22 protein-coding genes are annotated in these 16,927 nt (G+C 46.2%); 12 read left to right on the top strand and 10 right to left on the bottom strand.

The genetic code is table 11. From position 1 onward, the window contains the following. Positions 1 to 4: 4 nt before the first annotated feature. Positions 5 to 334 (bottom strand): translation initiation factor, encoded by a 330-nt coding sequence (locus ELR70_RS11360; RefSeq protein WP_054014088.1) that lies wholly within the window; start codon positions 332 to 334, stop codon positions 5 to 7. Positions 335 to 479: 145 nt separating this feature from the next. On the opposite strand from ELR70_RS11360, the gene ELR70_RS11365 reads away from it, so the two are divergent. From ELR70_RS11365 to ELR70_RS11380, 4 genes are all read left to right on the top strand, one after another. Then, positions 480 to 785: an STAS domain-containing protein gene (locus tag ELR70_RS11365; RefSeq protein ID WP_054014087.1), complete on the top strand. Its 306-nt coding sequence runs from the start codon at positions 480 to 482 to the stop codon at positions 783 to 785. An 18-nt stretch (positions 786 to 803) separates the two neighbouring features. Continuing rightward, a complete protein-coding gene (locus ELR70_RS11370) occupies positions 804 to 2,450 on the top strand; it encodes a fused response regulator/phosphatase (RefSeq protein ID WP_054014086.1) in 1,647 nt (548 codons plus the stop codon). 114 nt (positions 2,451 to 2,564) lie between these two features. Next, the gene (locus ELR70_RS11375; protein WP_054014085.1) at positions 2,565 to 3,224 is read left to right on the top strand and encodes a GAF domain-containing protein; all 660 of its coding nucleotides are present in this window, start codon (positions 2,565 to 2,567) and stop codon (positions 3,222 to 3,224) included. 105 nt (positions 3,225 to 3,329) lie between these two features. Continuing rightward, positions 3,330 to 4,523 carry an amino acid aminotransferase gene (locus ELR70_RS11380; RefSeq protein WP_054014084.1) on the top strand — a complete coding sequence of 398 codons (1,194 nt, stop codon included), beginning with the start codon at positions 3,330 to 3,332 and terminating at the stop codon, positions 4,521 to 4,523. 65 nt (positions 4,524 to 4,588) lie between these two features. Here ELR70_RS11380 and ELR70_RS11385 read toward each other — a convergent pair whose 3' ends face one another. Beyond that, entirely contained in the window at positions 4,589 to 4,909 is a 321-nt protein-coding gene (locus ELR70_RS11385) for a YebG family protein (RefSeq protein ID WP_241566371.1), read from the bottom strand. Between the two features lie 345 nt (positions 4,910 to 5,254). Between ELR70_RS11385 and ELR70_RS11390 the strand changes: the two genes are divergently transcribed. Continuing rightward, positions 5,255 to 5,548 carry a helix-hairpin-helix domain-containing protein gene (locus tag ELR70_RS11390; RefSeq protein ID WP_054014082.1) on the top strand — a complete coding sequence of 98 codons (294 nt, stop codon included), beginning with the start codon at positions 5,255 to 5,257 and terminating at the stop codon, positions 5,546 to 5,548. A gap of 52 nt (positions 5,549 to 5,600) precedes the next feature. Here ELR70_RS11390 and ELR70_RS11395 read toward each other — a convergent pair whose 3' ends face one another. Further along, positions 5,601 to 6,515: a hypothetical protein gene (locus tag ELR70_RS11395; protein WP_054014081.1), complete on the bottom strand. Its 915-nt coding sequence runs from the start codon at positions 6,513 to 6,515 to the stop codon at positions 5,601 to 5,603. A 12-nt stretch (positions 6,516 to 6,527) separates the two neighbouring features. Continuing rightward, positions 6,528 to 8,873, bottom strand: coding sequence for a TonB-dependent receptor (locus ELR70_RS11400; RefSeq protein ID WP_054014080.1), 2,346 nt, complete (start codon positions 8,871 to 8,873; stop codon positions 6,528 to 6,530). A gap of 282 nt (positions 8,874 to 9,155) precedes the next feature. On the opposite strand from ELR70_RS11400, the gene ELR70_RS24860 reads away from it, so the two are divergent. Continuing rightward, positions 9,156 to 9,314: a hypothetical protein gene (locus ELR70_RS24860; RefSeq protein WP_160317353.1), complete on the top strand. Its 159-nt coding sequence runs from the start codon at positions 9,156 to 9,158 to the stop codon at positions 9,312 to 9,314. A 46-nt stretch (positions 9,315 to 9,360) separates the two neighbouring features. Here the strand turns inward: ELR70_RS24860 and ELR70_RS11405 are convergent, their stop codons facing one another. Beyond that, the gene (locus tag ELR70_RS11405) at positions 9,361 to 9,663 is read right to left on the bottom strand and encodes a hypothetical protein (RefSeq protein ID WP_054014079.1); all 303 of its coding nucleotides are present in this window, start codon (positions 9,661 to 9,663) and stop codon (positions 9,361 to 9,363) included. A 7-nt stretch (positions 9,664 to 9,670) separates the two neighbouring features. Then, a complete protein-coding gene (dsbB, locus tag ELR70_RS11410; protein ID WP_054014078.1) occupies positions 9,671 to 10,183 on the bottom strand; it encodes a disulfide bond formation protein DsbB in 513 nt (170 codons plus the stop codon). A gap of 171 nt (positions 10,184 to 10,354) precedes the next feature. Here dsbB and ELR70_RS11415 point away from each other — a divergent pair, with 171 nt between their 5' ends. Both ELR70_RS11415 and ELR70_RS11420 read left to right on the top strand, forming a co-directional pair. Further along, complete coding sequence (locus ELR70_RS11415) at positions 10,355 to 10,768, top strand: NUDIX hydrolase (RefSeq protein WP_054014077.1); 414 nt, start codon at positions 10,355 to 10,357, stop codon at positions 10,766 to 10,768. Positions 10,769 to 10,992: 224 nt separating this feature from the next. Then, positions 10,993 to 11,283 carry a hypothetical protein gene (locus tag ELR70_RS11420; protein WP_054014076.1) on the top strand — a complete coding sequence of 97 codons (291 nt, stop codon included), beginning with the start codon at positions 10,993 to 10,995 and terminating at the stop codon, positions 11,281 to 11,283. A 178-nt stretch (positions 11,284 to 11,461) separates the two neighbouring features. Here the strand turns inward: ELR70_RS11420 and ELR70_RS11425 are convergent, their stop codons facing one another. Next, a complete protein-coding gene (locus tag ELR70_RS11425) occupies positions 11,462 to 11,866 on the bottom strand; it encodes a helix-turn-helix domain-containing protein (protein WP_054014075.1) in 405 nt (134 codons plus the stop codon). Positions 11,867 to 11,967: 101 nt separating this feature from the next. On the opposite strand from ELR70_RS11425, the gene ELR70_RS25400 reads away from it, so the two are divergent. The 4 genes from ELR70_RS25400 (at position 11,968) to ELR70_RS11440 (ending at position 14,419) form a co-directional block, all read left to right on the top strand. Continuing rightward, on the top strand, positions 11,968 to 12,144 hold the full coding sequence (locus ELR70_RS25400; RefSeq protein ID WP_241566372.1) for a hypothetical protein: 177 nt from the start codon (positions 11,968 to 11,970) through the stop codon (positions 12,142 to 12,144). 5 nt (positions 12,145 to 12,149) lie between these two features. Further along, positions 12,150 to 12,569 (top strand): class I SAM-dependent methyltransferase, encoded by a 420-nt coding sequence (locus ELR70_RS11430; protein ID WP_241566373.1) that lies wholly within the window; start codon positions 12,150 to 12,152, stop codon positions 12,567 to 12,569. Positions 12,570 to 12,789: 220 nt separating this feature from the next. After that, on the top strand, positions 12,790 to 13,503 hold the full coding sequence (gene fadR / locus ELR70_RS11435; protein ID WP_054014074.1) for a fatty acid metabolism transcriptional regulator FadR: 714 nt from the start codon (positions 12,790 to 12,792) through the stop codon (positions 13,501 to 13,503). A 310-nt stretch (positions 13,504 to 13,813) separates the two neighbouring features. Further along, positions 13,814 to 14,419: a peroxiredoxin C gene (locus tag ELR70_RS11440; protein WP_010382361.1), complete on the top strand. Its 606-nt coding sequence runs from the start codon at positions 13,814 to 13,816 to the stop codon at positions 14,417 to 14,419. A gap of 354 nt (positions 14,420 to 14,773) precedes the next feature. Here ELR70_RS11440 and ELR70_RS11445 read toward each other — a convergent pair whose 3' ends face one another. The 3 genes from ELR70_RS11445 to smrB all read right to left on the bottom strand — a co-directional run bounded on the left by ELR70_RS11445 (position 14,774) and on the right by smrB (position 16,881). Then, complete coding sequence (locus tag ELR70_RS11445; RefSeq protein WP_054014073.1) at positions 14,774 to 15,079, bottom strand: hypothetical protein; 306 nt, start codon at positions 15,077 to 15,079, stop codon at positions 14,774 to 14,776. Positions 15,080 to 15,270: 191 nt separating this feature from the next. Then, positions 15,271 to 16,071 carry a response regulator gene (locus tag ELR70_RS11450; RefSeq protein WP_054014072.1) on the bottom strand — a complete coding sequence of 267 codons (801 nt, stop codon included), beginning with the start codon at positions 16,069 to 16,071 and terminating at the stop codon, positions 15,271 to 15,273. Between the two features lie 255 nt (positions 16,072 to 16,326). Then, complete coding sequence (smrB, locus tag ELR70_RS11455) at positions 16,327 to 16,881, bottom strand: endonuclease SmrB (RefSeq protein WP_054014071.1); 555 nt, start codon at positions 16,879 to 16,881, stop codon at positions 16,327 to 16,329. Positions 16,882 to 16,927: the final 46 nt, after the last annotated feature.

The following is a 16,927-nucleotide window of genomic DNA, read 5'->3' on the forward strand; positions in this document are numbered from 1 at the left end:
GAGCTCAGCCTCCCGCGATTTTAACTTTGAAACCTTGTGCTTCTAGCAGCGCTTTAAGCTTATTACGGTCATCACCTTGGATTTCTATCACATTATCTTTGAGTGCGCCGCCCTGACCCATTTTACTTTTTAAAGTTTTCGCCAGTTTTTTCATATCGTGTTCTGCCGGGTCAATACCAACAACCAGCATGACGCCCTTGCCCTTGCGACCTTTCGTTTGGCGTTCGATTCGTACCACGCCATCTTTAAACAGTTTTGCTTGCGGCTCTGGCTTGGATTCAGTGTGTTTTATGCGGCCAGACTCGGTTGAGTAAACTAAACGGCTCTCTGACATTTTGACTCTCCTGTTTGAGGCTGAATGCGGCCATGGTAACAAAAAGCGTTTTGAAGCGAGATAATTTTTTGGCTAATTTCACTTATCGGTTTATATTTAAAACAACATCATGGATACCAAAATTCAACTAAAGTAGGAGCTTGCGATGAGCCTGAGCAAAAATGCTTCAGCGGACGGAAAAACTTTAACGATACAAATCAAAGGAAAGTTTGATTTTAACTTGGTCCAATCTTTTCGTCAGGCCTATGCAGAAGTAGGCAATCAAACTGAGAAAGTCGTCGTTGATTTGCGTGACACGGACTATATGGATAGTTCAGCGTTAGGTATGTTGCTCAATATGAAAAAAACTCTGGGTGACTCGGTATCAAGCATACAGATCAGCAATTGCAGACCCCAGCTGAAAAAGATTTTGCAGATTTCAAGATTCGATAAGAAATTCGATATTGATTGAAGCACTAGGGATTAGTGTATGCTAATTTTGGTTGTGGATGATCAGCCACTCAACTGTCGATTGCTACAAACCATGCTCGAACACCAGCAGTATGAGGTGTTAGTTGCTAATAATGGGCAGGAAGCGTTGGACTTGCTGCAAGACCATGATGTAGACATCGTATTGCTGGACGTGATGATGCCTGTGATGGATGGCTTTGAAACTGCGCCCAAAATCAAAGAGCATGCAGGAGACGTCTACTTACCTGTTATCTTCATCACTGCATTGGAAGACCACGCCAGCTTTGAAAAATGCCTTCATGTTGGAGGCGACGACTTCATTCATAAACCCTTCGACAGGATCATACTATCAGCCAAGATCCGAGCACACGCTCGAACAAGAAAACTGAGTAAAGAGGCTTACGAGCAAAAAAAACAGCTTGAATATCACTACAATCAGATTGAGCGCGAGCACGAGATTGTAGAACATATTTTCCGTAATGCATTGTCGGGTCAGGATGACTTTGCCGACCTGTGTGACTACCATTTGTCACCCGCATCTATGTTTAACGGCGATATGTTCTTAATGGCCAAAAGCCCCATCGGTGGTTTTTATTGTTTGCTTGGGGATTTTACGGGGCACGGGTTAGCGGCTGCGGTGGGTGCACTGCCAGCATCAAAGATATTTTATACTATGGTGCAAAAAGGCATGGCGGTGAATGATATTGCAGCCGAACTTAACAGTTCACTGAACACCTTGCTGCCCGGGCATATGTTCTGCGCAGCAGCCATTGTCGAAATTAGCAGCTCAGGCAGAAACGTGTCAGCCTGGCTTGGCGGTTTTCCGGATATTTATCTGATTGACAGTGACGGGCAGGTGCTCAAGACCATTGAATCTCAGCATATGTCGCTGGGGATCCTGGACGAGGATGAGTTTGAGCGTAACACTTTGCACTTTGAAGTCGATGTGGGTACCCGCATTGTCATGGCGACGGATGGCATTATCGAGAGCGAGGATCCTGAAGGGGAGCTATTTGGTGAACAACGGCTGATTGACGTATTAAGCTGTAAAGTGGATATTTCTACAAAGGATATTATCCAGCAGGTTAGGGAGTACAGCGGCCATAAAGAGCAACAAGACGATTTAAGCATTGCCATCATAAACTGCCTGCCTGACCAGTCTACGGAAGCGTTACCGCCAGAATACTCCACATTACCTTTTAATATCAGCATTTCACTTAATGCAGAGCAGATGCGATACACAGACCCCGTACTGGAGTTAGTTGATATCCTATCTAAAGTAGAGGGGCTGCATGCGCACAGATCCAATGTCTTCTTGCTGTTGTCGGAAGCCTATAATAATTCTCTGGACCACGGTGTACTGGGATTAAAATCCGATCTGAAAAACCAGGATGATGGCTTTATAGAATATTATCATCAAAGGGCACGTGCACTGGAAAACCTCAAAGATGCTTTGATCATTATAAATGTGCGCTTTAGCCCGGAAGAGTACCGTCTTATTTTTAATATTTGTGACTCGGGTAATGGGTTCGACCACAATACGACCGCGTTGCATCAATCTCAGCAGGAACATGGCAGGGGGGTGGAGTTGCTCTCTGAAATTGCGCAAAGTGTGACATACAATCAGGTCGGTAATGAAGTTGAACTCATTTACTCTCTTCGCTAACAACGTGTTCTTCTATGATGTGTCTAGCTTAAAATAAAATATTCCGATAAGACTCTGGCATAGCACTGCCTTCCGTGTTAAATTCAATGGATATTTAGATGTTTGGATGGCCAAATGATTTCAGCTTATCTATCTCATAGTAATTTATCCATTAGTGAAAGCACTGTAGCGGGTCAGCTTGCGGAACTGGACGCGTTTATTGAAAACCATACTCTTGATGCAATATGGGCGTATCAAATCCCTGAACTGGGCGAGGGAGGCAGTTGCAGCCTGTTTGGCCATTTGCAGGAGGCACCTTTTTTACTTGCTCAATATATCAGCCAGAATAGCGAAAGTGAGCACAATTTATCCCGGTTACAGGCTATTGCTGAATACGTTAAAACTGCCACAGGGGTAGACTGGTTCGGTATTTATCAAGCCAGAGAGGCCGATGGTTTACAGCAGCTACTGAAGCTGGCTTATTATGGTGCGCCGAGCCGACCTTTGTTCCCCATTACCGATGCGTTTGCTGCAACGTCAAATAACATTCAGACCTTCTTATCTGAGAAAGCTCGAGTGATCAATAATATTCCAGATTATGTCGCGAATGGCGGTGAATATTACACCTGCGATCCAAAAGTGCAGGCTGAGGTGTGTTTACCCTTATTAGACGCGCAAGGTCGGTGTCTTGGGATCATTGATGCAGAAGCTTTTGAGCAAGAGTGCTTTGATGAATACAAACTGGCAGTTTTAGTTGCCGCTTGCCTTCGTGCGATTGAGTATCTTCCAAGTTAAGCAGGCTCGTCTTCGTAACAACTTATGTTAATATGAGCCCAGAGTTAACCCCGTGACAAACGAGCCAGAAAACCTCGTTTACGTTAATTAGGAAAAGAGAGAACCATGTTTTCAGAACTAAAACCACTTCCGACGGATCCAATCCTGGGCCTGATGGCCGCCTATAAAAAAGATACTAACCCAAATAAGATTGACCTAGGGGTTGGGGTGTATAAAGACGAACAGGGTCATACCCCGGTTCTGAAGGCGGTAAAAAAGGCTGAAGCGTTTCGTCTGGAAAATGAAACAACTAAATCTTACATTGGTTTAGCGGGTAACCTGGATTACTGCGACAAAATGGAAAAGTTGCTACTGGGTAATGATCACCCTGCATTGCTGGCAAACCGAGTCAGAACAGCACAGGCGCCGGGCGGCACTGGTGCTTTGCGTGTTGCGGCTGAATTTATCAAGCGTTGTAATACCAATGCGACGGTATGGGTGACAACCCCTACCTGGGCAAACCACATTAGTTTGTTCGAGGCCGCTGGCCTGCAGGTTAAAGAGTACCCATATTATGATTATGAGAACAAAGGGTTATTGTTCGATGAAATGATAGATGCACTGAAGCAAGTACCGAAAGGGGATGTGGTGCTACTTCATGCATGTTGTCATAATCCAAGTGGTATGGATTTAAACGCAGAGCAATGGAAGACTGTCGCAGAGCTGGCCAAAGAAGTAGGCTTTACCCCACTGATTGATATCGCCTATCAAGGGTTTGGTAGCGGTCTGGAAGAAGATGCTCAGGGACTGCGCCTGTTGGCGGCAACCGTAGATGAACTGTTGATCTGTTCTTCATGTTCTAAGAACTTTGGTTTGTACCGTGAGCGTATTGGCGCCTGCTCATTTATCGCTAAAGATGCTGCGGTTGCGGATGTGTCTAACTCAGTGTTGCTGAGTGTTGTACGTAGTATTTACTCTATGCCACCTGCACATGGTGCAGACATTGTGAATACCATCCTGGGTAGTGAGGAGTTGACGCAGGAGTGGCACCAGGAACTGGCTGAAATGCGTGATCGAATTAACGGTCTACGCAGCTTGATCAAAGATAACCTGAATGCAAAGGGCACAGCGCAGGATTTCTCTTTCATTGAGCGCCAAAATGGTATGTTCTCATTCCTTGGTATAGATAAAGCACAAATAGACAGACTACGTGAAGAGTATTCAATTTATATTGTAGGCTCAAGTCGTGTAAACGTTGCAGGTGTGAGTAAAGACAACATCGATTATTTTGCAGATGCTGTGGCAACCGTGCTTAAATAAATTCAACTGAATTTAAAAAGCCAGTACTCTGTGAGAATACTGGCTTTTTTTGTGACCGAATTAAGTCATTTGGTGTCAGGCTTGTTTGATTGCCGTGACCTTATCGTTATCACCTTTTTACCGGCTGGCTTTTCTTCGTTGTCTTTCTTTGACGGCACTTTAGTGCCTTTTAGAATAGCCATAAAGTCGTCTTTTTGTTTGGCAATTTCAAGTGCCAGCGATTCAACTTGCTGCTCACTGAGCGGAACATCGACTTTTTCTAACATGCCTTCAAGCGCTTCTGCAACATCCAGCATTTTATCATAAGCATCAGCCTCTTTTTTGCTGGTAAATGTCATACGCTCTACTCCATTTCTTTCTACCACATACTTTACGATAACCGCCATGATCACTCTCCACGAACACTGTTTTTATATACAGTAACTTGTCTCGTTAATAATTACAACTAATAAAGCACTATTATGCATGAGTATGGCCCATCTGTACCTAGGCATCCTTCATTTACATCTTTTCGTTAAAGGTAAAAATACTCACTCGCAAGAGGCTGCCAGCTAAGGATTCGTGCTCACCCGGAAGCTGAGTTTCCAGTTTTGGTTCTGTATGAAAAAAAAGCAACTGAAAAATACAGACATAATTTTGACATAATTACTGATGTTTACTTTATTTTAACTGTGCATATACATTGATGTGAATGCACAAAGAAATGGAATCTGAAATTGAGGGATCTTATTATGAATATCAAAACACTTTTAGCTACGTTAGCACTGTCTGCCGCACTGCCAGTTATGGCTCAACCAGAGCAAGCCCCTACAGAGGCACAGCAAGTTGCTGATGCTGTGGTGAATGTCAACCGCGCCAGTGTTGAGGAGTTGATACGGTTACCAGGTATTGGCCAGAAAAAAGCCGAAGCCATTGTTCGCTCGCGTGAAGAAGCTGGGGACTTTCCGGATATGGATGCGCTTTTACGGGTTAACGGGATCGGTGTAAACATGCTCACGAAGTTAAAAGGAAAAGTCGCATTTTAGCACGGACTCAGTATTGTTTGTTCATCTCCAGGAGCGGCTAAGGCTGCTCTTTTTATTGTCCATTATTTTGTGTCACCTGATAATTAGCAAGCGCCTTTGCTATCTGTTGTGCTATTTGCTCTTTAAAATAACCTCTTTCCGCGTTTGGTAAGTAACGCAGGTGTAACGCTAAGAAGCGCTCTTGTTGGTACAGCTGACTTAGTGCTTCATTAACAGTTTTAAGGAATTGCCGGGACTCTGGGGTGTCTGAGCATGCTATGTGGCCAAGAACAAACGGCGGGTTATTGGCGATCTCCAGGCTGTGCACCTGATTGAGCGTCAGTTGGCTGGCATAGCGTTGAATCGTTGTCGGGTAAGTAAGAATAAAACTGGCTCTGCCTCGTTCAAACATAGTGACAGTTGCTTTATAGCTGTCTCCGCCTGGACGTTGGATCAATTGTGCTTTGTTAATATGACTCAGTTGCACATCCAGATAATCTCCGTAAGAGCGTTGAGCCTCTGTCAGTAAGGTGGTTCTTGGATGAGCTTCTAAGAGTGCAGTGAGATCAGTTAGTTGTCCCTGAGCATTGAGAAAAGGGGATAATTCAATGTTTAGTGGCAAAAAATACAGTCTGTGGCTCGGGTAAAGGTGTACAGGTAAACTGAACAGGTACTGCTTTGCTCTGCGCTGTGTTTTTATCCGGTTTAGCGCACAAAAAGGCAAGGTGCTTTGTAGCAATTGATCAATACGAGTACCGGGGGCCAGTAATAAAGGTGGGCGGGTAAACCCCGGAATGTTTTTAGCAAGGTAATCAAAAACCAGGTTATTGGAGTCGGTTGAGATATCCAGAACCTGGCCTGAAAACACCATCTTGATGTCCAGTGGATCATCACTGAGCAACTGGAGCTGAGCTGCTGCCGAAAAGCACAAGCTGATGTGTAAGGACATCACGAAGATAAGCAGAAACGATTTAGTGTGTGTCATCATAATATTCGGTCTTTAAAACTCGTATTTCAGGGAAAGGCCCCACTCCCTGGGCGGGGCCAGATAATGCTCAGCGACACCAAAAACTTCAGTGAAGTCATTGCCGCCAATGAGTATGCGCTTATCCGTGAGATTACGAACAAACAGGGCAATCTCCAGCTGCTCGGTGAGTGCATGGCTGATGCGTGCATTAACTAAAGCAAAGCTACCCTGTGCACCAAGTTCGGTGTTAAAGACATCGTTATAGGTTTTACTGCGAAATGCCCAGTCGAGACCAATTTTAATCGGAGCATTAAGATTAGCGTTCGACCAGTGATAACGCATTCCCAATGCGGCTGTCCAGCGAGGTGAACGCATGAGTTTACTGTCAGTTGTAACTTGTGTAGCCGTGCCTACTGAGTCAAACTGCGCATCGGTATAAGACAGATTACCTGAAATATGCCAGTCGTGTGTGGGGAGCGCCTCAAAACTGGTTTCAATGCCCTGAATACTGGTTTCGCCGACATTATCGATGAAGATCTCAAGCCCCGCGTCGGTAGATTGCCCTCCACGCAGCTGCATGGCTTTATGCTGCATATCAAACGCCGCCAGGCTGAGTTGTAAGGAGCCATCAAACAGGGTTGCTTTATACCCCAGTTCATAAGCGGTAAGGTATTCGGGGTCAAAGGGCTGAGCTGAGGTAGGCGAGCTGGGAATGCCGTTAAAGCCACCTGATTTGAACCCCCGTGAAGCGCTAAGATAGATGAATTGTTTGTCATCAAGATGATACTCTACTCCGCCTTGTGGAGAAAAAACCCGCCAGCTTTTTGTGATCGGCCCGCCATTTTTTTGCCCTTCGGTCCGATACGTTCTGTCGATCAAAATAACACCAGCATTATCAGCATCACTCTGGACCTGTTGCATCTTGTCTTCAAATGTCAGTCTGCCACCGAGATGAAAGGACCAGTGACGTGTCAATGCGTATTTGGCATGCGTAAAAATTGCAGTGCTTTGGATTTCTACCTGATTATCAAAGCCACTGTCTATGTCCAGTCCAATGTTGAGCGGGTTACCCGGGCCACCTATGCTGGTGGGGTTGTCAAGCGGTGAACCATCCAGCGGGCCCGGCACACTTTCCAGCGCCTGATAAAGGCCCCCGATGAATACCAAATCAGTCAGGTGCTTTATGGATTCATCAAAATGGAATAAGCCCACTAACCACTGAATCCGGTCGTCTAAGGTACTGCCGCTTATATGCAGCTCCTGACTAAATTGAAACTGACGTTGAAAGTCTTGAGTATCGCCTATGACTGCGGGGTTGTTATCAAAGTCTCGACCATACGTTGCATAAAACTCCCTGTAGGCTGTCAGAGATTTAAGCTGCCAGTGTTGCGGTGTTTGCCACTCAACAGAAAGCAGTGCACCCGATTGTTCCAAGGTATTAAAGTTTGTGCCCAGAGCAGCGCTTTGGTATGAACCATCAAATATCTGCAAAGCAGGGTAGGGTTCAGTGATGCCACTTTGGGTGACTAAATCATTGTATAGCACCAGCAAGTCGGCCTGATCGTTTTTGGCGGCGAGTATGGAGGGCGCTGACCCTGAATTAATCCGGCGTTGGTCCAGAGATAACTGAGCCGTTAATTTAGGATTGAGCTGGTAGCGAAACTTAGCAGTTGCTGCCCACTCATCCTGTCCTCCCTCAAGTTCACCATTCGCGCGTTTGACAAAACCATCACGATTTAGGTGGGTAAAAGTGAAGCGACTGGTCAGCGACTCGTTTAATGCAACATTAGCACGCAGACGGATATCTTGGCGTTGAAACGCGCCGAAAGTAACCTCTCCATCAGCAAATGTTCGAGAAACGGGGTCGTGGGTGTAAATTGTGACGGCACCACCTATGGTGTTTTTACCGAAAATAGCACCCTGTGGCCCTCTTAACACTTCTATCTGGCGGACATCATACAGATCAAAAATTCCGCCAGGTGAGCGAGCGTAATAGACACCGTCTAGGTAGAGGCCCACACTGGGGTCGACCGTGGGTAAAGGGTCCACCTGACCTATTCCACGGATCGTGATGTTTGCGCAGTGTGTACAGCCGGAGTTTTCTCCTACTGTGGTGACATCAATATTAGGAATAAAATAAGCGGCCTCAAGCAGGGAGTTCAGATTGCGCTCCTGCAAAAATTTCTCCGACATCACAGAAATCGAAACCGGAATGGTCAGTGCGTTTTCTTTAACTTTACGCGCTTCAACGGTCACTTCCATTAGCTCGTCAATTGACAGCGCGAATACATCATTGTCACTGCCTGGTGTCGTGTGAGCATCCGAGGCTGCGCCAAACAGTGCACAGAAGCTTACGATATAAGGGAGTTTATTTTTCATTGAGTACCCAAACGATAGCGGTTATTCCAACTCCCTGGAGGAACAAGCAGCTCTGGTGACCCGAACGAGTAGGTCATTGCACTTGAGTATAGCAGCAATAAAGTGGCTCGTTGGACCGTTTGACAAATTGAATACCCGAGGAAGCTCTGTCAATTGCAATAATGTGAAACGGATATGTCAGCAGCATCACTTTGTAACATTTGTCTGTTTTTTGAGCTTGCGGCTCACGAAAGCTTTGTGATTTTATGGTGTTGAAACAATAACCAAGAAGGAAGCGGAATAATGAAACTACAATTAAAAACCAGCAAACTAAAACGCCTTAATGAACAACATCAACAGTTGGCGCAGGCCAATACTCCACAAGTGGGTGGTGGATATACAACAAAACCCTGGACGGTCTGGTGTGAAGAGCTAAGCAAAGGACCGGATTGCCGCGCTTAATCTGTATGACTGAGGAATAGAGAAGTGGTGCAGTGCACCACTTTTTTTATGCCTGCCCCTTCTTAAACTCTGCAATCGCCTGAGGCAGGTAGGGCTTGGCAAACTGGATCTCCAGCGGTACGGTAAGCAGCGGATAAGCTAGCCCACACAGGAGTAAGACGGGTAACAATAGCCAGCCATGGATAAATGCCAGTGCCATAAATAGTGGGGTGAGTAACATCAGCTTAGCAATGTTGAGCAGGACCTTTTGCGAAGAGGGTAACTGCGCCAGTGCCAACGCTTTAATACGTTGTTTGTCACGTAGTGCAAAGCCATCTAATTCGGCAAGTTTACTCAGTCTGAAAACCATTTACTTCTCATCTTTTAGCAATAAATACGGCGGCAAACGCGATAAAGCTGATGCTGTAAAGTGCAAAAATCACTTCCATCCAGCCAGGCATCGACAGACCCGCAAAAAACCAGTCAATGTTACCACAATCCCCAGTCGCCGCGAAGAAGGCCGGCAGCCATTCATGCAATGGCATAAAGCTTGGGAAGTTCGGTACAAAGTCACAGGTAAACGCAAACGGATCTGTGGTGGTTTGCATCGCGATGTGTTCTTTGGCTAACAGCCAGCCCCATATGGCCGACACACCCCAACAGCTCATGGCCAGGAGTCTCACTGGCAGGCTGGTCGGTGATGCCAGACCGATAAGGCCCGCTGCAACAATACCCAGTACCGCTGTGCGCTGGTAAATACACATAATGCAAGGTTCCAGCCCCATTGCATATTGGAAATACAAGGCAATCACTTCAAGCACGAAAGCCGAGAAAAACAGTGCACCCCAGGCAACTCGGGTGCGAGAAAATTCAGCAAGTTTATTTAACATAGGTGTTCCTTTTTTTGCCCACCATTATGGCTATGTCAATGCGTCTGGGCAACTGGTTTCAGATTAGTTGAGCGGTTTGACTGCTGAATAGGATAGAAGTTTCAGCACTACGCGCGTTTTGGGCACAAAGTGTGGTATCTTCACGCCAGTCAAATAGTAAGGGAGAAAGTAATGCAATCAGTTGTGCGTGTCGGTGTCGCCGTAGTGATTAAACGTCAGGATAAAATTTTACTGGGTGAACGCATCGGGTCGCACGGGGCTCATACCTGGGCAACACCGGGCGGTCACCTTGAAATGGGAGAAAGCGTAGAGCAGTGTGCGCGCCGAGAAGTATTAGAAGAAACTGGCCTGACGTTGACCCAGGTGACTAAGCTTGATTACACCAATGATGTATTTGAGTCTGATGGCAAACATTATATCACCCTGTTTGTGACAGGAGAGTGCTTAAATGAAGAGCCGCAATTGCTGGAGCCGAACAAATGTCTGCAGTGGCGCTGGTTTTCTCCGGATGCATTGCCTGAGCCGCTGTTTTTGTCATTGCAAAATCTGTTACGTGATAATCCAGACAGCTTTGAGCGTGCATAATATTTAGGAGTGTAGGTTAATATCGCAAAGGTTCGTGTCTGTGCTCAGGGTAAGTATCGCCTGCCAGGATAATAGGTGCCACTATTCCCAGTTGTGATTGCTTTACCTAAGTCCCTTAGTATTGAGGGATATTACGCAGAGCGTTAGCCCGATGGAAACTGTACCGGAGTCACCAACAGGTATATTATTTATGTCATTCGCAACTGCCAGTCGGGGAGGGGAAGATGCTTCTGCATGAGTTAGTACTGGTGAGTAGTGCGACAACCAGTTTGTTATTCGTCTTTATCTCGTTGTCCTTACCCTTTAAGCAGCGTAACAGCACCCACTACTTGTTGGGTTATTTTGCGTTAATAGGGGTGGTGCAGCTGGTGGATATTGCCACGGGTCCCGGTGACACCTTACATCAGTTTATTGTGCCACTGGCGCTGATGCTTGGTCCGCTCTTCTACCTTTATGTGAAGGCTCAGAGAAAAGACGAATATTCATCAGCAAAGTGTTTCTGGATTGTGTCATAGTGACATCTTTTATGAATAAGCAATGCCACAACGCTACCACGGCTTGTTGTGTCAGCTGCCTAATCTGACCGGAATTGACAATTTTTAATACCAGTGTGCTGCATATTTTTACGCTACTTGTTGATAATAAAGATAAGATAATTCTTTTGCTTTGCGTTTAGACTCCTCTGTAAAGGTACTAAAGCTTACTCTGTTGCGGTTTCAGGCGTTTACCTGCCAGCTTAAGCAAGCGCTGAAAGGTTGGGCAGGCAAGGTGGTTAGGGGCCGGGCAATTCGCTGCGTGGTGCAGACCTTCTCTGATGGCTTGCATCGTCGCTATTTGCTTATCCATTTCGGCGGTTTTTTGGCGCAGCAGGGCTCGGTCTACGTCCACTCCGTTTGGCAGCAGCATATGGCTAATTTCATCCAGAGAAAGACCAACATAGCGTCCGAGATTAATCAGCGCTAATCTCTCCAGCACCGCAGTATCGTAGTAACGGCGCAGCCCATGGCGTCCGGCACTGCGGATCAACCCTTTTTGTTCATAGTATCTGAGGGTGGAAGGTTTGAGCCCGGAGGCCCTGGCAACTTGTGCGATATCCATGTGGTTCTCTTGTGTGTGAATTCATTTGATTATTGGGTCTTGACCTAAAGTCGACTTTAAGTTGTAGCATGGTTCGTATCACTTGACGAGAGGAGACTGTGATGAATTTTGATCCTATGTGGGACACGCGTTTTGCTGAATCTGACTACGCTTATGGTACAGAGCCAAACGATTTTCTGAAGGCACAGGTAAAACAACTGAAAGGCAAGCGGGTACTGAGTCTGGCCGAAGGAGAGGGTCGTAATGCGGTTTATCTGGCAGAATTGGGTTTGACGTAACGGCGGTGGATGCCTCGGTCAAGGGTATAGAAAAAGCGCAACAATTAGCCCACTCTACGGGCGTGTCTGTAGAGTTTATTCAGGCGGACCTGGCAAATTTTGACCTCGGTCGCGAACAATGGGACAGCATCATCGCAATTTTTGCGCCGTTTGGTCAGGCATTGCGTGCGAAACTGCACCAGCGAGTCGTGCAGGCTCTGGTACCGGGTGGGGTGTTTTTGACAGAAGCTTATTCACCTGCGCAAATTCAATTTGGTACGGGCGGTGGAAACGACATTGATACCATGCTCACTAAGGTTCAACTGGCCCAGGAGGTAAAAGGAGTAAAGTGGACTCACCTTGAGCAACTACAACGTTCAGTGGTGGAAGGGCGCTATCATACGGGGCTTGCCGCTGTGGTTCAGGGGGTAGGCATTAAGCAATAATACACGGTAAAAAGTATGGTTAATTACCATCGTGTGTCCCCTTCTTCGGGCTTTTTCTTCATGTTGCTCTAAGAGGTTACACAGCGACACAGATATGCCTTGTTAGTTGCAAATCATCTGGTACAATCAGTGGATTATTGAGTTGCAGAAGCCTGTTGGTGTGCTACGCACAGAAGCACAGGCTTGTCGACGTACCTTATGTTGTCAAAAGTGGTGCTAAATGAGAATCTTTAAAGCCAAGAGCCCAGCAGGTTTTGCTGAGGAGTACATTGTAGAGTCGATTTGGAATGGCGAATTTCCTCCGGGCTCCATTTTGCCAGCTGAGCGCGAGCTGTCAGAGCTTATTGGTGTCACTCGCACCACGTTACGAGAAGTTTTACAACGTCTGGCGCGTGATGGTTGGTTAACTATCCAGCATGGTAAACCAACCCGGGTTAATAACTTCTGGGAAACCTCTGGTCTGAATATTCTTGAGACCTTGGCGCGTCTGGATGAAGACAAGGTGCCCGAATTAACGGACCAGTTATTGTCTGCACGTACAAACATTAGTGCAATTTATACTCGTGCCGCGATTAAGTTTAATCCACAGTCGGTGATTGATATTCTGTCTAAGCATGCAGAAGTGGCTGATACGGCTGAAGCTTTTGCTGAATATGATTATCGGGTTCATCATCAACTGGCCAGTGCCGGCAATAACAAAATCTATGTATTGATCCTCAATGGGTTTAAAGGTTTGTACTCTAAGATTGGTTGCCACTATTTCTCCGATCCGCGCACTCGTGAACTGGCACGCGAGTTTTACGCTGACCTGACAGCACTAGCTGAAAAAGGCGAGCATGATGGTGCTATTGCACTGATGCGTCGTTACGGTCATCGCTCAGGTGAGATATGGCAGCAACTGCGTGGTGATATGCCCGACGATATTATGGACTAAGTTGGCTGGTCCGATGATAAAAAGCACCTCAGGGTGCTTTTTTTGTGCGTGTAAGGGCGGCATATCGGCTATTTACTGCACCATCAATTTATTAGATGGCTGCTATCGGATAATTCGATTGTATCCTTTTGAAGGAACAGCATAAACTGAGCGCCAAATAATACCATCTGGTATAGGGGTTGTTTTTTTATAAAACGCCTCAATAATAAGTGACAATTCGCAGTGATACAGAAATGCATAACCTGACAGGGGACGTAGCTTTGTGTGATTGTGAGACTTTGGAACTCAAACTAACTATTTGGAGATAACAATGGGTGTATTAGTAGGCCGCAAGGCACCTGACTTTACAGCAGCTGCAGTTTTAGGTAACGGTGAAATCGTAGATGGTTACAATCTACATGAGCGTATCAAAGGTAAGAAAGCGGTTATTTTCTTCTACCCACTAGACTTCACTTTCGTTTGTCCTTCTGAGCTAATCGCATTTGACAAGCGTTACGAAGAATTCCAAAAGCGTGGTGTTGAAGTGATCGGTGTATCTATCGACTCTCAGTTCTCTCACAACGCATGGCGTAACACCCCAGTAAACGAAGGTGGTATCGGTCCGGTTAAATATGACCTGGTTGCTGACGTGAAGCACGAAATCTGTCAGGCATATGACGTTGAGCACCCAGAAGCAGGTGTTGCTTTCCGTGGTTCTTTCCTGATTGACTCTGAAGGTAACGTACGCCACCAGGTAGTAAACGATCTACCTCTTGGCCGTAACATCGATGAAATGCTGCGCATGGTTGACGCGCTGGCGTTCCACGAAGAGCACGGTGAAGTATGTCCAGCTGGTTGGACTGAAGGTAAAAAAGGTATGGACGCAAGCCCTGAAGGTGTTGCTAAGTTCCTGTCTGAAAACGAAGGCGACCTGTAAGTCCAGCGTTGTTTAGTTAAGAAACCCGCCTTGTGCGGGTTTTTTTACGTCACTCCGCTTGTTCATGCCGCCCTTGTAGAGGCAAGGTAATGTCATGGATAGGAAAGCAAAGTATTTGCTATTGCACAGTGCTGAGCGAGTGACCTTCAAAATCGTTGGTGGTTGTGTCAATCCACAAGCCAGGTCATGAGTTACTGTAGGTTGATACAATACCCAGTCTCGCTCAATCATGATGCACGCCCTATCGACCACTTGTGGTTGAGAAGTCTAATCAATTCAACCGAACCATATGCCAGTACTAAACTGATAACGGGTGTAACCAGCAAGCTCAACAGTGTTATTTCATTCAGCATCTTATTGTCCTTTATCTTGACGTGTTTCTTTGTGCTCTGGCGTGAAAGACTTTATCAGTGTGGCTTTGGTGCTTTCTTTAAGCTCAATCAGGTTTGCCTTAATCGCTTTGCTGACATGAGATTTAATGTCGCTGAGTACTTCCTGAGTGACTGAGCCACTGTCTGTGCTTACAGTCGCCATAGAGCTAAGGCTGGCTGCAGTACTGGCGTTGACACTTGCTGTGACGCTGGTGTTGCCCGCTGCAAATGAACTGGTGCTCATGCCAAGAGTAAAAACTAGGATGCTAAGTTGGGTGGCAGTTTTCATGGTCTGGTTCCTTTTGGGTTAGTAACGATACTTTAATGAGTTAGTCGTTCTAACTATTACAAAGGTTGTGCCAGCTTCGGAAATTATTTTATAGTGTTGAATGTTAAGGGTTTTTATTTTCCTGAGGTGTACTGGTCAAAATGTAAATTGCAATTTTGACCAGTGGAGTGGTTATCTTAACTAACTTTTGGTTAATTTTGTTCAAGCAACTGATAGATCAATTGTTTCACGACCTGGGGCTCGAACGGCTTGTCGCATAATGCATTCACTCCGGATTGCGCGATATTGGCAAGGTGGGTTTCATTCGCTTCTGAAGAGACCATCAGTATGGGCACATGATTGTGTTCATTCGAGTTACGAATGGCCTCCGCGAGCTCCTGACCATTAACCTCTGGCATGTTGTAGTCTGTGATGATCAAGTCAAACATAGTATCTTCAAGGATGGACAGGGCTTCTGCGCCATGTTCTGCTTCGCTGATCCGCGTCGCGCCCAGGTTGTTGAGTACCCGGCGGATGTGATTACGTGCCAGGCGTGAATCATCTACGACCAGGATCCGCAACTCCTGAATGTCATACAAGTCCAGCTCAAGTTCTTCCGGAGATAAAATATCCAAAGTGGCATTGATGGCTTTACCCAGGTGAGTTTTGTTAAATGGCTTGGGCAGAATCGCAACCACCCCGGACTGCTTGAATGCTTCCAGTTGTAGCCTGCGGGTTTCACTGGATACCAGCATAAAGGGCAAATGGTGGTCAGACAGAGTCGTTTGGATATGCTGCAATAACGTCAGAGCTTCGCCATCAGGCAGATACAAAGCACTGATCACCAAATCAGGTTTACTGTTATTCAGGCTTTCCATGGCAGCTGCAAGTGTATCAACACACTCGATATTTTGGATCCCTTCTTCCTGAAGTTCGTTACTGATGATCCGTCTTTGTGTCTGGGACGGCTCCAGGAGTAGGATGCTCAAATCTGAGCTTAAAAGTTCATTCATGGTATGAGAGTAAATGTTGCAATATAAATAGTCAGATTAACTGGCAATATAACGTATTTGTTACCGTGTCGCTAGCTTGGTGAGCAGGGTGTTAAAACAAACTATAGGTAGTGCGTTTTGTCGAATGGGTTATGCAGCTGGAGGAAGGGCGCGCTCAGAACACGGATGGTGCAGGGGAATGCCAATACCGCTATCAGCGATAGATTCGATGCAATGGGCAGTGGCGTGTCTGTGGCCTGGCTGCCCTTATTGCGATTAACGGCGAAACTCCATACTTTGTGGCAGGTCCACCAGTATTAGTACAGCGCCTTTGCCGCCATACTCAAGCGGGGCCTGATGCATAGCCAGTATATCCGGGTGCTGGACCAGGTACTGAGGCACTTTGTGTTTTAGTATACGCTCACCGATACCATGTACCACGCAGGCGCAGGCAACATGCTGTTTTTTACAGGCATGGATCAAGGCTGCCAGCTCATCTTTCGCCGTTTCTTTGTTCATACCATGCATATCAAGAATAAGCTCAGGCGCATAATCACCACGGCGCAATTGCTTGGCGAGGTACTTGTCAGCGCCCGGACGCACGTAATTTACCGTGCCATGGGTGTCTATGTCCGGGACATATTCGTCCGAAAAGTAGAATTCGGCCTGATGCTGCTTCTTTTGCTCGGCGATTACTTCACCCTTGAAGCGTGTCTGGCGTCTTGCTTGGCGCACTGTATCTTGTTTGAACTGACTGGTGCCTGATATTGCTTCTCGAAACAGAGCAAAATCGTCGTCTGGCAGTTGTGAGTTTGGTTTATCTGTGTTCATGGCGACATTTTAAAGAAAAAAAGCGTAAAAACCTAGCTTAAAAACC

Origin of the sequence: Pseudoalteromonas sp. R3 (assembly GCF_004014715.1) — a bacterium.
Lineage (GTDB): Bacteria > Pseudomonadota > Gammaproteobacteria > Enterobacterales > Alteromonadaceae > Pseudoalteromonas.

Bases quoted from the DNA above. Each gene is read 5' to 3' on its own strand.
- ELR70_RS11395 (WP_054014081.1), bottom strand. From the start codon at position 6,515: ATGATGACACACACTAAATCGTTTCTGCTTATCTTCGTGATGTCCTTA.
- dsbB (WP_054014078.1), bottom strand. From the start codon at position 10,183: ATGTTAAATAAACTTGCTGAATTTTCTCGCACCCGAGTTGCCTGGGGT.
- ELR70_RS11415 (WP_054014077.1), top strand. From the start codon at position 10,355: ATGCAATCAGTTGTGCGTGTCGGTGTCGCCGTAGTGATTAAACGTCAG.
- ELR70_RS11445 (WP_054014073.1), bottom strand. From the start codon at position 15,079: ATGAAAACTGCCACCCAACTTAGCATCCTAGTTTTTACTCTTGGCATG.
- fadR (WP_054014074.1), top strand. From the start codon at position 12,790: ATGAGAATCTTTAAAGCCAAGAGCCCAGCAGGTTTTGCTGAGGAGTAC.
- smrB (WP_054014071.1), bottom strand. From the start codon at position 16,881: ATGAACACAGATAAACCAAACTCACAACTGCCAGACGACGATTTTGCT.
- ELR70_RS11450 (WP_054014072.1), bottom strand. From the start codon at position 16,071: ATGAATGAACTTTTAAGCTCAGATTTGAGCATCCTACTCCTGGAGCCG.
- ELR70_RS11425 (WP_054014075.1), bottom strand. From the start codon at position 11,866: ATGGATATCGCACAAGTTGCCAGGGCCTCCGGGCTCAAACCTTCCACC.
- ELR70_RS11390 (WP_054014082.1), top strand. From the start codon at position 5,255: ATGAATATCAAAACACTTTTAGCTACGTTAGCACTGTCTGCCGCACTG.
- ELR70_RS25400 (WP_241566372.1), top strand. From the start codon at position 11,968: ATGAATTTTGATCCTATGTGGGACACGCGTTTTGCTGAATCTGACTAC.
- ELR70_RS11370 (WP_054014086.1), top strand. From the start codon at position 804: ATGCTAATTTTGGTTGTGGATGATCAGCCACTCAACTGTCGATTGCTA.
- ELR70_RS11365 (WP_054014087.1), top strand. From the start codon at position 480: ATGAGCCTGAGCAAAAATGCTTCAGCGGACGGAAAAACTTTAACGATA.
- ELR70_RS11380 (WP_054014084.1), top strand. From the start codon at position 3,330: ATGTTTTCAGAACTAAAACCACTTCCGACGGATCCAATCCTGGGCCTG.
- ELR70_RS24860 (WP_160317353.1), top strand. From the start codon at position 9,156: ATGAAACTACAATTAAAAACCAGCAAACTAAAACGCCTTAATGAACAA.
- ELR70_RS11405 (WP_054014079.1), bottom strand. From the start codon at position 9,663: ATGGTTTTCAGACTGAGTAAACTTGCCGAATTAGATGGCTTTGCACTA.
- ELR70_RS11385 (WP_241566371.1), bottom strand. From the start codon at position 4,909: ATGGCGGTTATCGTAAAGTATGTGGTAGAAAGAAATGGAGTAGAGCGT.
- ELR70_RS11440 (WP_010382361.1), top strand. From the start codon at position 13,814: ATGGGTGTATTAGTAGGCCGCAAGGCACCTGACTTTACAGCAGCTGCA.
- ELR70_RS11400 (WP_054014080.1), bottom strand. From the start codon at position 8,873: ATGAAAAATAAACTCCCTTATATCGTAAGCTTCTGTGCACTGTTTGGC.
- ELR70_RS11420 (WP_054014076.1), top strand. From the start codon at position 10,993: ATGCTTCTGCATGAGTTAGTACTGGTGAGTAGTGCGACAACCAGTTTG.
- ELR70_RS11360 (WP_054014088.1), bottom strand. From the start codon at position 334: ATGTCAGAGAGCCGTTTAGTTTACTCAACCGAGTCTGGCCGCATAAAA.
- ELR70_RS11375 (WP_054014085.1), top strand. From the start codon at position 2,565: ATGATTTCAGCTTATCTATCTCATAGTAATTTATCCATTAGTGAAAGC.